Annotated in this window: 21 protein-coding genes, 1 tRNA gene and 1 riboswitch; of the genes, 5 read left to right on the top strand and 17 right to left on the bottom strand. The window is 68.9% G+C overall.

The window, feature by feature from the left end; genetic code table 11:
- Window positions 1-1,158, top strand: coding sequence for a metallophosphoesterase (locus NVV99_RS00180; protein WP_024101098.1), 1,158 nt, complete (start codon window positions 1-3; stop codon window positions 1,156-1,158).
- A gap of 136 nt (window positions 1,159-1,294) precedes the next feature.
- Here NVV99_RS00180 and gcvP read toward each other — a convergent pair whose 3' ends face one another.
- The 11 genes from gcvP to NVV99_RS00125 all read right to left on the bottom strand — a co-directional run bounded on the left by gcvP (window position 1,295) and on the right by NVV99_RS00125 (window position 11,131).
- Entirely contained in the window at window positions 1,295-4,147 is a 2,853-nt protein-coding gene (gcvP, locus tag NVV99_RS00175; protein WP_024101099.1) for an aminomethyl-transferring glycine dehydrogenase, read from the bottom strand.
- A gap of 162 nt (window positions 4,148-4,309) precedes the next feature.
- A riboswitch (glycine riboswitch) is annotated at window positions 4,310-4,405 on the bottom strand.
- 117 nt (window positions 4,406-4,522) lie between these two features.
- Entirely contained in the window at window positions 4,523-5,149 is a 627-nt protein-coding gene (locus tag NVV99_RS00170) for a MerR family transcriptional regulator (protein WP_006552749.1), read from the bottom strand.
- Between the two features lie 239 nt (window positions 5,150-5,388).
- On the bottom strand, window positions 5,389-5,862 hold the full coding sequence (locus NVV99_RS00165; RefSeq protein ID WP_006552748.1) for a bifunctional nuclease family protein: 474 nt from the start codon (window positions 5,860-5,862) through the stop codon (window positions 5,389-5,391).
- A 148-nt stretch (window positions 5,863-6,010) separates the two neighbouring features.
- On the bottom strand, window positions 6,011-6,748 hold the full coding sequence (locus tag NVV99_RS00160) for a MerR family transcriptional regulator (protein WP_006552747.1): 738 nt from the start codon (window positions 6,746-6,748) through the stop codon (window positions 6,011-6,013).
- Window positions 6,748-7,209, bottom strand: a complete 462-nt coding sequence (gene garA, locus NVV99_RS00155; protein ID WP_006552746.1) for a glycogen accumulation regulator GarA — start codon at window positions 7,207-7,209, stop codon at window positions 6,748-6,750. The genes NVV99_RS00160 and garA overlap by 1 nt, the downstream gene beginning before the upstream one ends.
- 155 nt (window positions 7,210-7,364) lie before the next feature.
- A complete protein-coding gene (gene gcvH, locus NVV99_RS00150) occupies window positions 7,365-7,769 on the bottom strand; it encodes a glycine cleavage system protein GcvH (RefSeq protein WP_006552745.1) in 405 nt (134 codons plus the stop codon).
- A gap of 42 nt (window positions 7,770-7,811) precedes the next feature.
- Window positions 7,812-8,573 carry a DUF881 domain-containing protein gene (locus NVV99_RS00145; protein WP_024101100.1) on the bottom strand — a complete coding sequence of 254 codons (762 nt, stop codon included), beginning with the start codon at window positions 8,571-8,573 and terminating at the stop codon, window positions 7,812-7,814.
- Window positions 8,574-8,575: 2 nt separating this feature from the next.
- Window positions 8,576-8,935 (bottom strand): small basic family protein, encoded by a 360-nt coding sequence (locus tag NVV99_RS00140; RefSeq protein ID WP_006552743.1) that lies wholly within the window; start codon window positions 8,933-8,935, stop codon window positions 8,576-8,578.
- Window positions 8,932-9,795: a DUF881 domain-containing protein gene (locus NVV99_RS00135; protein ID WP_024101102.1), complete on the bottom strand. Its 864-nt coding sequence runs from the start codon at window positions 9,793-9,795 to the stop codon at window positions 8,932-8,934. Before NVV99_RS00135 ends, NVV99_RS00140 begins: the two co-directional genes overlap by 4 nt.
- Window positions 9,796-9,799: 4 nt before the next feature.
- Window positions 9,800-10,402 carry a CDP-alcohol phosphatidyltransferase family protein gene (locus NVV99_RS00130; protein WP_024101103.1) on the bottom strand — a complete coding sequence of 201 codons (603 nt, stop codon included), beginning with the start codon at window positions 10,400-10,402 and terminating at the stop codon, window positions 9,800-9,802.
- Window positions 10,403-10,513: 111 nt separating this feature from the next.
- Window positions 10,514-11,131, bottom strand: a complete 618-nt coding sequence (locus NVV99_RS00125; RefSeq protein ID WP_019289607.1) for a CoA pyrophosphatase — start codon at window positions 11,129-11,131, stop codon at window positions 10,514-10,516.
- Window positions 11,132-11,328: 197 nt separating this feature from the next.
- On the opposite strand from NVV99_RS00125, the gene NVV99_RS00120 reads away from it, so the two are divergent.
- Both NVV99_RS00120 and NVV99_RS00115 read left to right on the top strand, forming a co-directional pair.
- Complete coding sequence (locus tag NVV99_RS00120) at window positions 11,329-12,366, top strand: phosphotransferase family protein (protein ID WP_024101104.1); 1,038 nt, start codon at window positions 11,329-11,331, stop codon at window positions 12,364-12,366.
- Window positions 12,367-12,406: 40 nt separating this feature from the next.
- On the top strand, window positions 12,407-12,802 hold the full coding sequence (locus NVV99_RS00115; protein ID WP_024101105.1) for an MmcQ/YjbR family DNA-binding protein: 396 nt from the start codon (window positions 12,407-12,409) through the stop codon (window positions 12,800-12,802).
- Between the two features lie 21 nt (window positions 12,803-12,823).
- On the opposite strand, the gene NVV99_RS00110 is transcribed toward NVV99_RS00115, so the two are convergent.
- A complete protein-coding gene (locus NVV99_RS00110) occupies window positions 12,824-13,240 on the bottom strand; it encodes a VOC family protein (protein WP_024101106.1) in 417 nt (138 codons plus the stop codon).
- A gap of 123 nt (window positions 13,241-13,363) precedes the next feature.
- Window positions 13,364-13,585 (bottom strand): hypothetical protein, encoded by a 222-nt coding sequence (locus tag NVV99_RS00105; protein ID WP_019289610.1) that lies wholly within the window; start codon window positions 13,583-13,585, stop codon window positions 13,364-13,366.
- On the opposite strand from NVV99_RS00105, the gene NVV99_RS27230 reads away from it, so the two are divergent.
- Entirely contained in the window at window positions 13,530-13,736 is a 207-nt protein-coding gene (locus tag NVV99_RS27230) for a hypothetical protein (RefSeq protein WP_197539122.1), read from the top strand. The two genes, NVV99_RS00105 and NVV99_RS27230, sit on opposite strands and share 56 nt — an antisense overlap.
- On the opposite strand, the gene NVV99_RS00100 is transcribed toward NVV99_RS27230, so the two are convergent.
- A complete protein-coding gene (locus tag NVV99_RS00100) occupies window positions 13,663-14,679 on the bottom strand; it encodes a YafY family protein (protein ID WP_024101107.1) in 1,017 nt (338 codons plus the stop codon). The genes NVV99_RS27230 and NVV99_RS00100 overlap by 74 nt on opposite strands.
- Window positions 14,680-14,805: 126 nt before the next feature.
- On the opposite strand from NVV99_RS00100, the gene NVV99_RS00095 reads away from it, so the two are divergent.
- A complete protein-coding gene (locus NVV99_RS00095; protein WP_024101108.1) occupies window positions 14,806-15,201 on the top strand; it encodes a RidA family protein in 396 nt (131 codons plus the stop codon).
- 517 nt (window positions 15,202-15,718) lie between these two features.
- On the opposite strand, the gene NVV99_RS00090 is transcribed toward NVV99_RS00095, so the two are convergent.
- The 3 genes from NVV99_RS00090 to cmk form a co-directional block, all read right to left on the bottom strand.
- A tRNA-Pro gene (locus tag NVV99_RS00090) sits at window positions 15,719-15,792 on the bottom strand.
- Window positions 15,793-15,889: 97 nt separating this feature from the next.
- Window positions 15,890-17,320, bottom strand: a complete 1,431-nt coding sequence (der, locus tag NVV99_RS00085) for a ribosome biogenesis GTPase Der (RefSeq protein ID WP_019289613.1) — start codon at window positions 17,318-17,320, stop codon at window positions 15,890-15,892.
- Window positions 17,317-17,979: a (d)CMP kinase gene (gene cmk, locus NVV99_RS00080; protein ID WP_039958193.1), complete on the bottom strand. Its 663-nt coding sequence runs from the start codon at window positions 17,977-17,979 to the stop codon at window positions 17,317-17,319. Before cmk ends, der begins: the two co-directional genes overlap by 4 nt.
- Between the last annotated feature and the right edge of the window lie 7 nt (window positions 17,980-17,986).

The following is a 17,986-nucleotide window of genomic DNA, read 5'->3' as shown; positions in this document are numbered from 1 at the left end:
GTGCTCCGACTTCTCGTCGTGGGGGTCTTCCTTGCCCTCCTCACCTACCTGCTGCATCGACGACTCGTCCGGGCACCCGGCCTGCCGCGACCTGCCGCACTCGCCGCCGATCTCGTCCTCGTCGTCCTGTTCGTGCTCACGCTCGGCGCCTCCGGGGTGGGCACGGTGCTCGATCCTGCCTGGGCCCGCCCCATCGGGTTCCTCGGCTGGAGTTGGTTGGCGGTGGTGCTGTACCTGATGCTCGGGCTCCTGCTCATCGGAGTCGCGTTGTTCGTCGCCCGCCTCGCCCGACGCGGGCAACCCCGGCCGATCACCGAGGACGGCACCGTCGAGACCCCGCGACGGGGGCTGCGTATCGCGACCGCCGTGCTCGTCGTGGCCGCGGTCGCCGCCGTCGGATACGGCACGATCGAGGCCGACCGGCCGCAGATCGTCACTGTGCCCGTCGCCCTGCAGGACCTGCCTGCCGGCTTCGACGGTGCCCGCATCGCGCTCGTCACCGACCTGCACGTCGGACCCTCCCGCGGAGCCGACTTCGTGCAAGGTGTCGTCGACCTCGTCGCCGAGGAGCAACCCGACCTGATCGTGCTCGGCGGCGACCTCGCCGACGGCACCGTCGAACTCGTCGGCTCCGATCTCGAACCGCTCCGGCAACTGCAGGCCCCGCTCGGGGTGTACGGCGTCAGCGGCAACCACGAGTACTACTCCGACGACGCCGAATCGTGGCTGAACCACTGGGAGACGCTCGGTGTACGCACCCTGCGGAACGACCATGTCGTCCTCGAGCGGGACGGCGACGTCGTCGCGCTCGCCGGCGTCCACGACTACACCGCCCCCGAACCGCACCACCCCGACATGCCCGCCGCTCTCGCCGGCATCGCGGACGGTACCCCGGTGATCCTCGCCGCCCACCAGCCGCGGCACGTCGACGAGGCACGCGAGCTCGGAGTCGACCTGCAACTGTCCGGGCACACCCACGGCGGACAGATGTGGCCGCTGCGGCCGTTCGTCTCCCTGGCCAACCCGACCGTCACCGGACTCGACCGCTTCGGCGACACGCAGATCTACACGTCCCAGGGCACCGGTGCGTGGGGACCGCCCGTGCGGGTCGGCACTCCACCGGAGATCTCCGTCCTCGAGCTGACCGCCGCGAACTGACTGCCTTGTCTTAGTGGCTCGGTGAGTTTCGTTGTAGGCGGGGAGACAATTCTGGATTTCTGTGATTTCCGTATCGTTCGGAGTTATCTCATCGATGATGATGGCCGACGGACGTGTCCGTCGGCCATCCCCGGCATCAGCCGCTGTACGCCTCCAGGGGCGGGCACGCGCACACCAGGTTCCGGTCGCCGTGTGCGCCGTCGATACGCCGCACCGCCGGCCAAACCTTGGCTCGGCTCTTCCCCATCGGGAACACCGCGATCTCCCGCGAATACGGGTGGTTCCACTCGCCCACCAGGCATTCCGCGGTGTGCGGAGCGCCGCGCAGCGGATTGTCGTCCACCGGCCACTCCCCTGCCCCGACCCGGTCGATCTCACCGCGGATCGAGATCATCGCGTCGATGAACGCGTCGAGTTCGGCGATGTCCTCGCTCTCGGTGGGCTCGACCATGAGGGTGCCGGCCACCGGGAAGCTCATCGTCGGCGCGTGGAAGCCGTAGTCGGCCAGACGCTTCGCGACGTCGTCGACCGTCACCCCCGTCGCCTTCGTCAGCGGACGCAGATCGAGGATGCACTCGTGGGCGACCATGCCGGTCTCCCCCGTGTACAGCACCGGGAAGTACTCGTCGAGACGACGCGCGATGTAGTTGGCCGACGCGATCGCCGTCAGCGACGCGCGACGCAGCCCCTCGGCACCCATCATCTTGATGTACGCCCAGGTGATCGGCAGGATCGACGCCGATCCGTAGGGCGCCGCCGAGACCGGTCCCGCTCCCCCGAGTCCCGGCTCCGCCGGATGGCCCGGCAGGTACGGGGCCAGATGCGAACGGACGCCGATCGGGCCGACACCCGGACCGCCGCCACCGTGCGGGATGCAGAACGTCTTGTGCAGGTTCAGGTGGCTCACATCGCCCCCGAACTTGCCCGGCCGCGCCAGACCCACGAGAGCGTTGAGGTTGGCACCGTCGATGTACACCTGACCGCCGGCGTCGTGCACGGCACCGCAGATGTCGGCGATGTCGTGCTCGTACACACCGTGCGTGGACGGATAGGTGATCATGATCGCGGCCAGGCGCGCACCGTGGTCGGCGATCTTGGCGCGCAGGTCGTCGAGATCGACATCCCCGTTCGGGCGGCACGCGACGACCTCGACACGCATGCCCGCCATCACGGCGGATGCGGCATTGGTGCCGTGCGCGCTCGACGGGATCAGGCAGATGTCCCGATCGGTGTCGCCGCGGTCGAGGTGATAGTGGCGGATCGCGAGCAGACCCGCGTACTCGCCCTGGCTGCCGGCGTTGGGTTGCAGGCTCACGGCGTCGTATCCCGTCACCGCGGCGAGCCAGCCTTCGAGGTCGGCGATGAGGCGGCGGATCCCCGCCGTCTGATCCGCCGGAGCGAAGGGGTGCAGACCCGCGAACTCGGGCCAGGTGATGGCTTCCATCTCGGCGGCGGCGTTGAGCTTCATCGTGCACGAGCCCAGCGGGATCATCGTCCGGTCGAGGGCGAGGTCCTTGTCGGACAGGCGCCGCAGGTAACGCATCATCGCGGTCTCGGTGCGGTAGCGGGTGAACGCCGCATGCTGCAGGAACTCGCTGGTGCGGGCAAGGGCCTGCGGCAGCGCCGTTCCCTCGGCGGCGTCCCCGGCGGTGACGCCGAAGGCGCGCAGGACCGCGTCGACGTGCGCCGCGGTGGTGGCCTCGTCGCACGAGATCGACACGTGATCGTCGTCGACCCGGTGCAGGTTGATGCCGGCCTCGAGGGCGGCGGCGAGCACGGCGTCGACACGCCCCGGGACGCGCACGAGGACGGTGTCGAAGAACTCATCGTGGACAACCTCGACGCCACCGGCGCGCAGACCGTCGGCGAGGCGGCGGGCGTGCCCGGCGACGCGGCGGGCGATGCCGGTGAGGCCTTCGGCGCCGTGGTACGAGGCGTACATGGCCGCGAGCACGGCGAGGAGCACCTGGGCGGTGCAGATGTTGCTGGTGGCCTTCTCACGGCGGATGTGCTGCTCACGGGTCTGCAACGCGAGGCGGTAGGCCGGGTTGCCGTCCGCGTCCACCGAGACACCGACGAGGCGTCCGGGCAGGGTGCGGGTGTGGGCGCTACCGACGGCGAGGTAGCCGGCGTGCGGCCCGCCGAAGCCCATCGGCACACCGAACCGCTGGGTGGTGCCGAAGCACGCGTCGGCGCCCTGCTCCCCGGGCGGGGTGATCAAGGTCATGGCCAGCAGGTCGGCGCCGATGGCGACGAGCGCGCCGCGGTCGTGGGCCGCCGCGATGATCGGAGCGGCGTCGATGATGCGGCCCGAAGCGCCGGGCACCTGGAGGATCACGCCGAAGAACTCGCCCTCGGGAAGTCCGTCGGCAGCGAGGTCGACGGTGACGATCTCGATACCGAGCGGTTCGGCGCGGGTCGCCAGCACCGCGGCGGTCTGCGCGAACAGGTCGACGTCGACGACCAGGCGCGGGCTCTTGGACTTGCGGTTCGCGCGGCGCAGCAGGGTCATGGCCTCGGCAGCGGCGGTGGCCTCGTCGAGCATCGACGAGTTCGCGATCTCCATGCCGGTCAGGTCGGCGACCATGGTCTGGAAGTTCAGCAGCGCCTCGAGGCGTCCCTGGCTGATCTCCGGCTGGTAGGGGGTGTAGGCCGTGTACCAGGCGGGGTTCTCGATGATGTTGCGCAGCAGCACGGGCGGCGTGAGCGTGTCGTAGTAGCCGTGGCCGATCATCGACGTCGCCACGGTGTTCTGCGACGCGAGTGCCTTCAGTTCGGCGAGTACGTCGTGCTCGGAGCGGGGCGCGTCGAGGACGTCGAGGCCGGTCGGCACGTTGTCTGCACGGTCGTCGAGGATGGCGGCCGGCACCGCGGCGGTGGCGAGGGCGTCGAGGGAATCGACTCCCACGACGTCGAGGATCCGGTTCAGGCCGGCGGTGTCGGGGCCGATGTGGCGATCGGCGAAGTTCGAGGTGACGGCATCTGTCATCGCAGCTCCCGGGCTGGTCGGCGAGGTCCACATGCGCGCGGTCGCGCGAGGTGGTTCCTCCCCCTCTGTCGTGAGCTCGCGGAGCGAGCGCCTGAGAGATTCGGCCGGCCAGAGCCTTTCCCCGTGGGCGGGCGGGTGCTCCCGCCACTTTCCAGAGACGTCGGAGCTCACGCGGTCCCGGTTGCCTGAGAGATTGACGGGGAGGTGCTGCTCCTTCGGCGCCCGGCTCGGTGTCCGGGTCTCTCCCGCGTGATGGCGACGCGTCTTCGAGTCTAGTTCACGTCGCGGGGGTCGAAATACCGCAGGTGCGGAAAGTGCCGCCGGCGGTGGAGTGGAGCGGTCATGTGGTCGGCCGATGCGACATCAGTGGTGTGGTCAGCCGATGCGGCGGTTGATGCGTTCGCGGCGACGCGACGCCAGTTCGTCCTCGGGGCGTTCCTCGACGCCGCCGCCGTCGGCGCGTTCGGCGGGGAAATCGGCGATGCTGCCGGTGAGCTCGCGCATCGCGCCGCTCACCGCGATCCCGAAGACGCCCTGCCCGCCCTGCAGCAGGTCGACGACCTCTTCGGGCGACGTACATTCGTAGACGGTGGTGCCGTCGGAGAAAAGAGTGATCTTCGCGAGGTCGCCCACCCCACGGCTGCGGAGATGGTCGACGGCGACGCGGATGTTCTGCAGCGAGACGCCGGTGTCGAGCAGGCGCTTGACGATCTTGAGGACGAGGATGTCCTTGAACGAGTACAGCCGTTGGCTACCGGAACCGGCAGCCCCGCGGATGGACGGTACGACCAGATTCGTGCGGGCCCAGTAGTCGAGCTGGCGGTAGCTGATTCCTGCGATCTGGCAGGCGATGGGCACGCGGTAGCCGACGAGCTCGTCGGGCGCCGAGTTGTCCGGAAACAGGCCCGGTTGGATCTCGTCGGTCTCGTTCGTCCGCGGCGCCGGATTCGAGCGATCGCCGGAATCGACGCCGAGTGGCTGTCCCTTCGTCCGATCTCGCACTACTGACTCCCTCTCGCGCGCCCAGTTCTGCCTCGCAACGATCGATTGGTGGATCCCCCGACCACATCCGATCATCGAGCCCTCCCAGGCTCACCGAGTCATCCCTGGCGGATCAACTCAGCGTACGCTCCGGTGTTGGGCGTCGGGCTGCGACACGCCGACCGGAAGGCAACGTTCGACATTACTACCGTCACGGCCGACGCGCGCGCCAACGCTCGTCGCCGTGCGACGGACGGCGCTCAGCCGTCCGTCGCCTTGAAATCGTCGGGCGAGACGGAGTCGAGGAACTCCTTGAACTTCTCGACCTCGTCCTCCCGTTCGTCGGGCATGACCAGTCCTGCCTCGGTGAGCACCGGTTCCTCGACGTGGACCGGCGCGCCGATGCGCAAGGCCACCGCGACCCCGTCGGAGGGCCGGCAGGAAACACGCATCCCTCCGTCGAAGACCAGATCCGCGTAGAACGTCCCTTCGCGCAGGTCGACGATGCGCACCTCGCGGAGGTTGCGACCGAACGCCTCGAGGAGGTTCTTGATCAGGTCGTGGGTCAGCGGCCGTGCCGGTTCGACCCCCTGCTGTTCGAGGGCGATGGCGGTCGCTTCGTTCTGCCCGATCCAGATCGGCAGATACCGATCGCCGTCGACCTCCCGCAGCAGGAGGACAGGCTGGTTCTGCGGCTGTTCGATACGAATCCCTACTATCCGCATCTCGCTCATCGCGATGCCTCCGTCCTGCTGCTCGTCGGTGGTGGGACCACCCGACAGGTACTGCCTGGAATTCTAGTGTCCTCCAGCGCATCCGTCAGGTGCCGTAGGTCACCACCTGACGGAGGGCCGTGGTCGCACTCGACGACGAATTCGTCGCCTAACGGTCGAGGGCTCCTTGCACCGCCGCTTTCACCAGGCAGGTGTGCAATGTCAACGACAGTGCGGCCAGTTCGCGCACCATCTCCTCGGCGCGCTGCCGTGCCCCGGCGTCGCGGCCCTTCGCGATCGGGCCGGCGATCTGCGCGACGAGCGCGGCCTCGCGGTCGGCGGCAAGCTTGAACGCCCGCAGGTGCCGAACCTCGAGGCCGAACTCCGCCATCGCCTTCGCCGTGCGGGCGAGCAGCACCGCGTCCTCGTCGAAGAAACCGGCCGGGCCCGGCTTGAGCAGGCCCGCCCCCACCAGCTCGGTGAGGAAGGCCGCGTCGATCCCGGCACGGGTGCACAGATCTTCGCGGCTCACCCGGATCTCGCGATCGGTGCGCAGATCCTCCGGCGAGACCTCGCCGCGGGCCACCGCCAGCGGACGCGGCCGGGTGATCCGGGTCTCGACCGATCCCACCGTGGCGGCGCCGCGGTCGATCGCCTCGAGCTGCTCCTTGATCACCTTGAGCGGAAGGTACTGATCGCGCTGCGCGGTGAGTACGTACCGCAGACGCTCGCAATCGGCGATCGAGAAGCGGCGGTAGCCCGAGGGTGTGCGTTCCGGGCTGATCAGTCCCTCGGCCTCGAGGAACCGGATCTTCGAGATCGTCACGTCCGGAAATTCCGGACGCAGGCGGTCGAGCACCGACCCGATCGACATTCCGGCCGGCGCCGGCTGGCGGGCCGCGGTCATCAGCTACCTGCGCCCTGATTACCTCGCGGACCGGTCAGGAACACCAGCCGGAACTTGCCGATCTGCACCTCGTCGCCGTTCGCGAGAACGGCGGAGTCGACCGGCTCGCGGTTGACGTAGGTGCCGTTGAGACTTCCCACGTCGACGACCTGGAATTCGCCCTCGTCCTGGCGGAACTCGGCGTGCCGACGGCTGACGGTCACGTCGTCGAGGAAGATGTCGCTGTCGGGATGCCGACCCGCCGAGGTGGTGGGCTGGTCGAGCAGGAAGCGCGATCCTGCATTGGGCCCCCGCTTGACGACCAGCAGCGCCGATCCGGCGGGCAGGCCCTCGACACCCGAGACGGGCGCTTCGGTGGTGGCCGAACCCGCGCCCTCCACTTCGTTCAGGAAGTCGGCGCGAAATACCGAAGTGGTCTCTGCAGGAGTCTCCTCGTAACCCGCGTTGCCGTTCTCGCTCACCGTTTCTCCTTATCCGTTCGACCACCCGGGTGATCCCGGACGGTCGCTGATTCGTTCGCCCCGTTCAGGTCCGACACGGCACACGCCATATCCGACCGTACCCCGCTCGGGGGTACTGACGCAGACAGTCGCGGTCACGTTACCTGTCGGGTCCGTCAGCCTTCCGTGATCCCGCGGTAACCTTCCGCGTCGAGCGTCTCCGCGAGCGCCTCGTCGAGGTCGTTCTCGCTGCCCATCTCCACGTCGACGAGCCAGCCGTCCTCGTACGGGCTGCTGTTCACCAGTTCGGGATTCGCGTCGAGTTCCATGTTGACGGCGGTCACCTTCGCGGTCAGCGGCGCGAACACGTCCGACACGCTCTTGGTGGACTCGACCTCTCCGAAGGACTCGCCGGCGGCGATCTCGGCGCCCGCCTCGGGCAGCTGCACGAAGACCACGTCGCCGAGTTGGGACTGTGCGTAGTCGGTGATCCCGATGCGCACGGTCGTCGCGCCCGTCCTGCGCACCCACTCGTGCTCGGGGGTGTACCGCAGATCCTCGGGTGTCGCGAAATCGGTCAAGACTGGTCCTTTCGGAGACGACGTTCGACCGGAACGTCGGATTCAGTTACCGGGCTGAGAGTATTGGCGTGGCTCGATCTCCCGCAAGGCGGACACCTCCACCTGCGGAGACTGTTCTACGGACAATGATCCGCCCGCACGGGCGACCGTGTCGACCACTCCGCCGGGAATGTTCAGCGCGGCGGCGAGAGTCGGTCCGTCGCCGATGGCGGTGACGGTGTACGGAGCATCGAGTCGGCGGTCGTCGACGACGATGTCGCCGCCCGGTCCGGTGACCCACGAATCGACCCCGATGCGCACGGTCTCGCCGTTCGCCCCGGCGATCTGCATCGTGTCGGCACCCGCCGCGCGCAGCTCCTGGATCATGTCGAGCAGCACCTCCGATCCGACACCCTCGCGCGGATCGTCGACGGTGAGAACCACTCCGGGCCCGGTGGCGGGTTCGGTGCCGAGTTGCGTCGACAGCGTGTACAGGCGCGTGCGGGCTTCCTCGAGCGCCGCTTCCGAGCCTTCCTGTTCGAGACTCGAGAGGGTGCGCTCGAGTTCGGTGATCTCCTGGCGGAGAGCGGCTTCGCGGCGATTGAGGTTGTCGAGCAGCACGAGCAGGTCCGCAGGGCGCGCCGAGTCGAGGTCGTCGCCGGTATCGGTCGTACGCACCTGGGTGGCGATGCCGGCGCCGAGCAGGACGACGAGAATCGCCGCGAGGACGAGGAAGACGCGTTGCGATCGGGTGGCGCGCGCAGTGCCGGTTTCGGGCGTTGCGCCGGTGTCGGGTGCGGGGCCGGGGTGTTGCGGTTCGGTCACGGTCAGGCCCCGAACAGGCGACGACGTAGGGCTGCAGCGTTTCCGAAGATGCGGATGCCGAGGACGACGATGACCGCGGTCGACAACTGGGTGCCCACGCCGAGCTGGTCGCCGAGCCACACGATCAGGGCGGCGACGAGGACGTTGAAGACGAACGACACCACGAACACCTTCGCGTCGAAGATGTCGTCGAGATAGGCGCGCAGACCGCCGAAGACCGTGTCGAGCGCGGCGACCACCGCGATGGGCAGGTAGGGCTGCACGACATCGGGTACCTGTGGGCTGAACACGATTCCGGCGCCGATCCCGATCGCCAGTGCGAGCACCGCGTAGAGCGCGTGACCGTGTTCGAGACGCTTCACCTGTACCCCGTTTCTCCACTGCTGCCGAGTTTCCGGACCGTGGCGGCCGGAAACTCGAGATCGTCCTCCTCTGCGAGGGTGAATCCCACCCCGTAGAGCTGCTGTATCCCCGCGATGCGCAGGTAGGCGTCGCTGACGACGAAGGTCGTCTGCAGTCGGGAGGGAGATCCCACCGCCGAGACCGTGTACGGGGAGAATACGGGCCGGTTGTCGACGAGCATCGCTCCCCCGGCCTGCCGGATGGTCACCCCGGGACCCACCCGCACGCCCCCGACCTCTACGGCCTCCGCACCGGCCGCCCACAGCGCGTTGACGACCGACTGCAGGTCGCGGTCGAGGACGAGCGCGGTGGGTCGGTCCTCGATTCGCGCCGCATCCGACAGGTTCGGTCGCGCGGTGGGTTCGGTGAGGGTGACCGTGATCCCCGGACCGCGCACCGGTGTTGCTGCGGCTGCGGCCTCGGCGTCGCGGAGTCGGTCGAGGATGGTCGCGCCGTCGCCTCCGTCGGAGAACAGGGCGGTGCGTCGTTCGTCGACCGCGGCACCGAGTTCGTCCCGCTGTGCAGTGAGCGCGGTGATGCGTTCATCCCCTGCCCGGAGGGAGTCGAGGATCTCGGCGCGGGTGCTGTCGGTGCCGGCCTGCACGTCGGCGTTGTGCGCGTACGCGATGCCGATCACGAGGCCGGCGAGGAGAACTCCGGCGCCGAGCCACGCGCGCGACGCGCTCGGAGAGGTGCTCGAGCGCCCCGCAGCCCGGTCCGCGGCGGACGCAGCGTAGCCGGGGTCGAGATGATCCTCGAGGAGCGACTTCAGGAGCGAGGGCACCGGATTGCGCCGGATGCGTTCCCACGCGCGGCTCATCGGATCACCGCCCGGCCGGCACGGTCCGTGCCGTCACGACGGCCTGCCCGAGGTACAGCAGGCCGGTCCACACGTACAGTACGGTCCCCCAGATCAGGGCGGCCCAGCCGAGCGGTCCGGTGATCGGCTCCGAGGCGGGCACGGCGACGGCCCCGAGCATCAGCGGCAGCGCGCACATGAGCAGGAAGGTGGCGCCCTTGCCGAGGTAGAGCACGTCCGGCGGGGACAGTTCCCGGCGCCGGTAGACGGCCAGGGTCGGCGCCAGGACGAGTTCGCGGCCGACGAGGATCACCGCGATCCACCAAGGCACGATGTCGCGCGCCACGAGGGCGACGAGGGTGGCCACGATATAGAGGCGGTCGACGGCGGGATCGAGAAGGGCTCCGAGGCGGGAGGTCTGGTCGAGCAGCCTGGCGAGTTTGCCGTCGGCCCAGTCGGTGATGCTACTCGCGGCCAGCAGGATCAGCGCCCAGACGTCGGCGTGGGCGACGAGGATGAGATAGAGGAAGACGGGCACACCCAGCAGCCGGACGAAGCTGAGGACGTTCGGCACGGTGAGGATGCGGTCCGATCCGCGCGCGTCGGCGGTTCCGGTCGCATCGGTCATGGTGGGGCCGCTCCGTGTTCTCGTGAGGTCGTTCTCGTGATGCCCCGCCGGCGTTCCGTTCGGGCGCGGAGTCCAGCCTTCCACAGCCGCGCGAGCGGAGATTCCGGGGTGTCAGCGCCAGGCGAAGACCGGCTGCTCGAGACCGTCGATGCGGGTGGCCCGCCGGCGCAGCACGACTTCGCGGAATTGGTAGACCACCGCGGCGGTCGGTGCGTGCACGAGGTGACCGCGGAAGGGCCACTGGATCACCGGCTTGTCGGATTCGGGGATGGTGACGAAGCGCGGGTCGACGTCGAGTTCGTCGGTGGTGACGGCGAAGAGCACGTCGACCTCGTCGGGGCTGGGCTTCAGATCGCTCACCGCGGTGTCCGACCACACGACGAACGGTGACATGACGTAACCGGAGCGGGTGATGTAGTCGTCGAGCCGGCCGAGGACGGACTCGGGGCCGAGGTCGATTCCGAGTTCCTCGTGCAGCTCGCGCAGGGCGGCCTCCTCGGGCTGCTCTCCCTCGTCCAGACGTCCGCCCGGCAACGCGAACTGGCCGGGATGTGCCCGCAGACGGGTCGGTCGCCGTGTGAGGGGCATGACGGGGTTACCGTTCCCGTCGTCGAGCACCGCCACGACGACGGCTGCGTGCCGGCGGCCGTCGAGCGGCAGTCGGCGCGAATCGAACGCGTCCAGCGCGTCGCGGACGTTGTCTCTGTCGAGAGGGTGAGCAGCGGGCATGGGTCGACAGTAGTTCGTCACAACTGCCCCGGCGGCTAGGCGCATGCGCTGGCCGGTGTCGGTGACACCGGCCTCGAGGGGGGGAGTTCTGGATATTTATGGTTTCCGTGCAGTCCGGATTATCTGCATGGGGTGGGAGTTCTCCGAACACGGATCCCCACCCGCGGTCATAGTGGGAGCCGACGGAAAGGAGCTCGATGAACGACGTGCCCGCCGGCCTCGACCTCGATGCCCTCGATGCGCTCGATGCCTATCTGCAGACCTCCGCCCCCGACCTGTTCTCCGGTCCCCTCCGCGCGCGCCTGATCAGCGGCGGACGCTCGAATCTCACCTACGAGGTGACCGACGGCGATCGGCGGCTGGTGTTGCGCCGTCCCCCACTCGGACACGTCCTCGCGACCGCACACGACATGGCTCGCGAGTACCGCGTCATCTCCGCGCTCGCCGGCACCGCGGTACCGGTCCCCCGCTCGCATCTGCTGTGCGAGGACGATTCGGTGCTCGGCGCGCCCTTCTATCTCATGGATCTGGTCGTGGGGACGCCCTATCGCACCGCGGAGGAACTCGAACCGCTCGGCGCCGAGCGCACGCGCGTGATCTCCGAGCGGATGATCGACACCCTGGCCGCCCTGCACGCGGTGGACCCGGCGACCGTGGGTCTCGAGGACTTCGGCCGCCCCCAGGGCTTCCTCGAGCGGCAGGTGCGGCGCTGGACCACCCAGCTCGAGAACTCGCACAGCCGGGACCTCGACGGCGCCGACGAGCTGCACCGGCTGCTCGTCGACAATCTGCCGGGCGACGGCGAGGTGGGCATCGTGCACGGCGACTACCGGCTCGACAACGTCCTCGTCGACGACGACGACAAGGTGGTCGCGGTGCTGGACTGGGAGATGGCCACGCTCGGCGATCCCCTCACCGATGTGGCGTTGCTGCTGGTGTACCAGCGGCTGGCGCGGGAGAACACGGAGTTCCCCGTGTCGACGGTGTCCCGCGCTCCGGGCTTCCTCGGCGACGACGAACTGCTTGCCCGGTACGAGGCCGCCGGTGGACGCGACCTGTCGGACATGGCGTTCCACCTCGCCCTGGCCTACTACAAGCTCGCGGTGATCCTCGAGGGCATCTACTTCCGGTTCCGTCAGGGCAAGACGGTCGGCGACGGGTTCGAGGAACTCGGCCGCGGCGTCGAGCCGCTGTTGCACGCCGGTATCCATGCGCTGACGAGTCGGAAGAGTTGATCTCGCGACCGTTGTCGTAGTCGCTCGGTACGCTCCGCTCATGCCGCATCCGGTGATGTTCGACGAGGCGGATCCCCTGCTAGCTCGTGTGCGCTCGCTCGCGCTGGCCCTGCCCGGCGCCTCCGAGAAGATCTCGCACGGCCGTCCGTTCTTCTCCACCCGGACGGCCTTCGCGGTCTACGGAGGCGGCGAGAAGGGCACCCGCGCACCGTTTCCCCGCTCCCTCATCGTCAAGCCCGACGAGGAGGAGCGCCGCGCGCTGCTCGAGGAACCCCACACCTATGTGCCGATGTATTTCGGGCCGTCCGGGTGGGTCGGGTACGACCTCGCCCGTCCGGAGGTGGACTGGGACGAGGTCGCCGAACTGCTCGACATGTCCTATCGGCAGACCGCGCCACCGAAACTGGTGCGCGAGCTCGACGCCCGCCTCGGCTGACGGGCGCCGAGCGGCGCGGGTTCAGCCCTGCTGGTCGCCGATGCTGACCATCCACGACACGCCGAAGCGATCGGTGCACATGCCGAACAGATCGCCCCAGGGGGCACGCTCGAGCGGCATGTCGACGCGACCGCTCTCGCTCAGCGCGTCCCACCAACCCCGGAGCACGCTCTCGTCGTCCCCGCTGAGCGACAGCGAGAAGTTCGTGCCGGGCGTGTAGTCCATGCCGTTCGGGGTGTCCGAGGCCATGAGCACGAAGCCGCGGTCGGTGGTGAGCATCGAGTGCATCACCTTGTCGTCCTCGCTCGGATCCTGCGAGGCGTTCATGTCCACGAATCTGCTCACCGTCAGTTCGCCGCCGAACACCGACCTGTAGAACTCCATGGCCTCGCGCGCGGAATCGCGGAATGCGAGATAGGGATTGAATCGTGTGGTCATCGTGGTCCTTTCGCGGGTGCCGCAGGGCACGGATGGTGCCGCACGAAGAATGACCGTCCGCCGACGCATTTCTCATCGTGGACGGTGCGCACCCCGCTCCGGGAGCGTTCGGCGCGATCCGTGTCAGGAGACCGCCACTGTGGCGCGGGCGTACTCGGGTCGGTCGACCAGATCGGCCAGCACGCGCCCGACCGCACGTCGCGGGACCGCCCACGACGAGACGTCGCCGTCGGACACCGTTGCCTCGGCGTCGTCGCCCTTCGGGCAATCTCCGATCGCGTACCCGACGATGCTCCGGACGGAGCGAATGGCAGCATGTCTGCGCACCACGGCTGCGCCGATCACGACGATCGCTGAGCGGGTGGGGTGGGGCGATCCGAACTTCGCTGCCCGTCAGTTTCGCCGTAGCGTGGGCGTCACTCCTAGTGGCTGTCGGGCGTTGAGCCGCGCGAAGGCTCCGCAGGTGACCGGGCAAAGCTCTCGTATCTGGCGTTGAGGGTTGCCGCCCGGTCGCGGAGGGCCGCACGCAGCGACTCGGGTGCGAGGACTTCGGCGGCGGTGTCGAGCTGCCAGATCGCCCAGACAGCGTGCCGCAGGTCCTCGAAGGTCACGTCGAGGCGCACCCAGCCGTCTTCCTCCGGTTCCTCGGCGCGGACAGCTCGCGCGGTGTTCAGCAACTCCTCACGTCGCGTGGGTTCGACCCTGACCAGCACAGGGATGTGGTTCTTCGACAAGAACTGGGCGCTGCGCTCGGCCCAGATGCGGTCGAGGTCAACCTGCGCGGGACGCTCGGCCAGTTCCGGAAGCTCCTCGGCGGTCACCATGCGCGAGAGCCGGTACGTCCGATCCTCTCCCGACTTGGTGGCCAGCAGGTAGGTGCGGTCGCGAACGGTGACCAGACCGATCGGATCGACGGCGTGCCAGCGGGGTGCCTTGTCCGGTGCGGTGTACTGGAAGCGAAGCTTGTGCCCGGTGAGCACGGCATGGCGGACTACGCCCATCACGTCACTCGCCACGTCCTCGGTGACCAGCCGTCGTGAGAGCAGGTCGGTGTCGGGCTCGACCAGGAACCGCCGGGCCGCATCGTCCAGGCTGGTGCGGTGGCCTTCGGGCAGCGCATCGACCACCTTGCGCATCGCGGAAGCGAGCGCGGTGCCGAGGCCGAAGACCTTCTCGCCGCGGCCCGACCCGGCGGTCAGCAGCGCGAGGGCTTCGTCATGGTTCAGTCCGGTCAGCTCCGTGCGGAAGCCGGGAAGCAGGGAAAACCCGCCGTGTCGCCCGCGATCGGCGTAGACCGGGACGCCGGCAGTGGACAGCGCCTCGATGTCGCGCAGCACCGTGCGGGCGGAGACCTCCAGCTCGCCGGCGAGTTCGTCCGCGGTCATCCGACCCCGCTGGCGCAGCAGCAGCACCAGTGAGACCAACCGATCGGCTCGCATAGTTTCATTCCTTTCAAAAATCATGACACAAGATGTCGCGTTTTGTTGGGAGGCTGAGTTTGCGGGCGTTGAGGACGGCGGCCACCCGGCCGCCGGGCGCTCGCAGTCGCAACGATTGGAGTGGCAATGGAACGAACAGCGGTCAACCCGGTGACATGGTCGCAGGAGATGGGATTCAACCAGGGCGAGGTCGTCGCAGGGCACACCCGGACCCTCTACATCTCGGGGCAGACCGCGATGAGCAAGGACGGCCGGCCCGAGCACGACGGGGACATCGCGGCCCAGCTCGCGCTGGCCGTGGACAACCTCGAAGCCGTGCTCGCCGAGGCCGGCATGTCCCTAACAGACCTCGTCAGGCTCAACGTGTACACCACCGACGTGGACGCGCTGTTCCCGCACTACGGCGTGCTCGCCGGGCGGCTCGGCGCCGCGGGCGTCGCGCCCACAACCACGATGCTCGGGGTGACGCGGCTGGCGATCCCCGGTCAGATGATCGAACTCGACGGAACCGCTGTCGCGTAACGCAGCCTTGCCACTCCTGCTGCTCGTGCCGGTCTCGCCGGCGCGAGCAGCAGGAAGATGGGGAGCATACGATGCTCACGATCATGACGATCGGGGTCTATGGCTGCGATATCGGCGCCTTCTTGGAGGGGCTGCGGGAAGCGAACGTCCGCCTGTTGCTGGAGTGCGCCGGCGCCGGGGTGCCCAGGGACCCGAGTACGCCTGGACCAACTCGCTCAGGCTCCAGGCCGCCCTCGCCCAGGTGAAAATCGACTACCGGCAGGCCAACGCCCTTCTCAGCAGATCGTCACGCGGTGCCGCGAAGTCCAAGGCACCGCGAGCCCGGCAGGGGCGCAGGCTGTGACCGCCGATCGACCGCCTCGCTGCGGCTCTGGTCCCCTTATCCACAGGAAGCCGCCGAGCCAACGTCGCGCACCGCACCGACGCGGCTGCTCGGCCGGCCGCGGGACCAGACAAAAACGCCCCCGGGACATGACGAAGCCCAGGCGAGAAACTTACTCTCACCTGGGCGTTTACGTCGGGCTGACAGGATTTGAACCTGCGACCACTTGACCCCCAGTCAAGTGCGCTACCAAGCTGCGCCACAGCCCGTCCGCGCTCTCTCCGAGCGCTCTCAGAGATTACAACAGGAACGGACCGAAACACTAATCGGCTGGTCAGCGCGTTTTCACGACCGGACGTCGGGAGCTCACTTGCGGCGGTCGCGCTTCTCCCGCACGCGCACCGAGATCCGCACGGGACTGCCGTCGAAGTTGAACTCCTCCCGCAGGCGACGCTCGAGGAAGCGGCGGTAGCCGGCCTCGAGGAAGCCCGTGGTGAACAGCACGAAGGTCGGCGGCCGCGTGGCCGCCTGGGTGGCGAACAACACCCGGGGCAGGCGACCGCCGCGCATCGGCGGCGGAGTCGCGGCCACGACCTCCTTGAGCCACGAGTTCAGGCGTCCGGTCGAGATGCGCTTGTCCCACGACTCGAGGGCCGTCTCCATGGCCGGGACGAGCTTCTGCACGGCGCGACCGGTCTTGGCGGAGATGTTCACCCGCGATGCCCACGGCACCCGCAACAGGTCGCGGTCGATCTCGCGGCCGAGTTCGTAGCGGCGATCCTCGTCGACGAGATCCCACTTGTTGAACGCGATCACCAGGGCGCGCCCGGACTCGACGACCATCGTGATGACCCGCTGATCCTGCTCGGTGATGGGCTGCGAGGCGTCGATGAGCAGCACCGCCACCTCGGCCGCGTCGATCGCACCCCGCGTGCGCAGGGAGGCGTAGAACTCGGCGCCGGACGCACTGTTGACGCGCTTGCGCAGACCGGCGGTGTCGACGAAGCGCCACGGCTTGCCGCCGAGCTCGACGATCGAGTCCACCGGGTCGACGGTGGTGCCGGCGATGTCGTGCACCACCGACCGTTCGTCGCCGGCGAGCTTGTTGAGCAGGCTCGACTTGCCGACGTTCGGCTTGCCCACCAGCGCGACGCGGCGAGGCCCTTCCCCACCGGTACCCTCGCGGGGCGTGGCCGGCAGCTTGGCGAGCAGCTCGTCGAGCAGATCACCGGTGCCGCGACCGTGGGTGGCCGATACCGAATAGGGCTGGCCGAGTCCGAGAGACCACAGTGTCGCGGCTTCGGATTCGACACGGTCGTCGTCTACCTTGTTCGCCACGAGCAGCACCGGAGTCTTCGACCGACGCAGCACCTTCGCGACGGCCTCGTCCACGCTGGTGGCGCCCACGGTGGCATCGACGACGACGAGGATCGCGTCGGCGGTGCGCATCGCGACCTCCGCCTGGCGGGCCACGGACTGCTGCATGCCCTTCGCGTCGGGTTCCCATCCGCCGGTGTCCTGCACCATGAACCGGCGGCCGTTCCACGACGCCTCGTACGAGACGCGGTCGCGGGTGACGCCCGGGACGTCCTCGACGACGGCTTCCCGTCGGCCGATGATGCGGTTGACCAGGGTGGATTTGCCGACGTTCGGTCGGCCGACCACGGCGACGGTCGGGACCGGGACGAACTCCTCGAGGTCGCCGCCCTCGGCGAATTCGATGTCCCAGTCGCCTTCTTCCGACCACGTGCCGTCGCCGTCGAACCCGGTGTAGTCAGTACTCAGGTCGTCGCTCACAGCTTCGCTCCAGTCTGCTCGGTGACCACCGCGAGCAGCGCGGCGATCACCTCGTCGATGTTCATGTCGCTGGTGTCCACGACGACCGCGTCGTCCGCCGCACGCAGCGGGGACACCGCGCGGGTGGAGTCGAGGTGGTCGCGGCGCTGCACCGCGGCGAGGACCGCCTCGTAGTCGTCGCCGCGACCCTCGGCGATGTTCTGGTTGTTGCGCCGGTGCGCGCGGGCCTCCGCCGAAGCGGTGAGGAAGATCTTCACGTCCGCGTCGGGGAAGACGACGGTGCCGATGTCGCGTCCTTCGATCACGACACGGTGCTCGGCGCGGCCGAGCCGCTGCTGGGCCTCGACGAGCAGGGTGCGCACCTCGGGCACGGCGGAGACCGCGGAGACCGCGGCCGTGACCTCGGCGCCGCGGATGACCTCGCGCACGTCGTCCCCGTCGAGGCGGATGTCCTCGACGGTGGGGTCGGTGCCGATCGACCACGGCAGGCCGGCGGTGACCGCGGCGATCGCGGCCGGATCGGTCAGATCGGTGCCGCGGCGCAGGGCGTGCAGCGTCGCGATGCGGTACATCGCGCCGGTGTCGAGATAGGCGGCACCGAGATGCTGCGCGAGACGCTTGGAGACGGTGGACTTGCCCGTGCCGGACGGCCCGTCCATCGCGACG

Origin of the sequence: Rhodococcus sp. PAE-6, assembly GCF_025290685.1 — a bacterium.
Lineage (GTDB): Bacteria > Actinomycetota > Actinomycetes > Mycobacteriales > Mycobacteriaceae > Rhodococcus > Rhodococcus pyridinivorans.
The sequence above is the reverse complement of the archived record's forward strand: the minus strand, read 5'-3'. Positions and strand labels throughout refer to the sequence as shown.

What these genes read in the sequence shown, in the direction of transcription:
- gcvP (WP_024101099.1), bottom strand. Translation starts at nt 4,147, where the DNA reads ATGACAGATGCCGTCACCTCGAACTTCGCCGATCGCCACATCGGCCCC.
- NVV99_RS00165 (WP_006552748.1), bottom strand. Translation starts at nt 5,862, where the DNA reads ATGAGCGAGATGCGGATAGTAGGGATTCGTATCGAACAGCCGCAGAAC.
- NVV99_RS00160 (WP_006552747.1), bottom strand. Translation starts at nt 6,748, where the DNA reads ATGACCGCGGCCCGCCAGCCGGCGCCGGCCGGAATGTCGATCGGGTCG.
- NVV99_RS00135 (WP_024101102.1), bottom strand. Translation starts at nt 9,795, where the DNA reads ATGAGCCGCGCGTGGGAACGCATCCGGCGCAATCCGGTGCCCTCGCTC.
- NVV99_RS00130 (WP_024101103.1), bottom strand. Translation starts at nt 10,402, where the DNA reads ATGACCGATGCGACCGGAACCGCCGACGCGCGCGGATCGGACCGCATC.
- NVV99_RS00125 (WP_019289607.1), bottom strand. Translation starts at nt 11,131, where the DNA reads ATGCCCGCTGCTCACCCTCTCGACAGAGACAACGTCCGCGACGCGCTG.
- NVV99_RS00120 (WP_024101104.1), top strand. Translation starts at nt 11,329, where the DNA reads ATGAACGACGTGCCCGCCGGCCTCGACCTCGATGCCCTCGATGCGCTC.
- NVV99_RS00115 (WP_024101105.1), top strand. Translation starts at nt 12,407, where the DNA reads ATGCCGCATCCGGTGATGTTCGACGAGGCGGATCCCCTGCTAGCTCGT.
- NVV99_RS00110 (WP_024101106.1), bottom strand. Translation starts at nt 13,240, where the DNA reads ATGACCACACGATTCAATCCCTATCTCGCATTCCGCGATTCCGCGCGC.
- NVV99_RS27230 (WP_197539122.1), top strand. Translation starts at nt 13,530, where the DNA reads ATGCTCCGGACGGAGCGAATGGCAGCATGTCTGCGCACCACGGCTGCG.
- NVV99_RS00100 (WP_024101107.1), bottom strand. Translation starts at nt 14,679, where the DNA reads ATGCGAGCCGATCGGTTGGTCTCACTGGTGCTGCTGCTGCGCCAGCGG.
- NVV99_RS00095 (WP_024101108.1), top strand. Translation starts at nt 14,806, where the DNA reads ATGGAACGAACAGCGGTCAACCCGGTGACATGGTCGCAGGAGATGGGA.
- cmk (WP_039958193.1), bottom strand. Translation starts at nt 17,979, where the DNA reads ATGGACGGGCCGTCCGGCACGGGCAAGTCCACCGTCTCCAAGCGTCTC.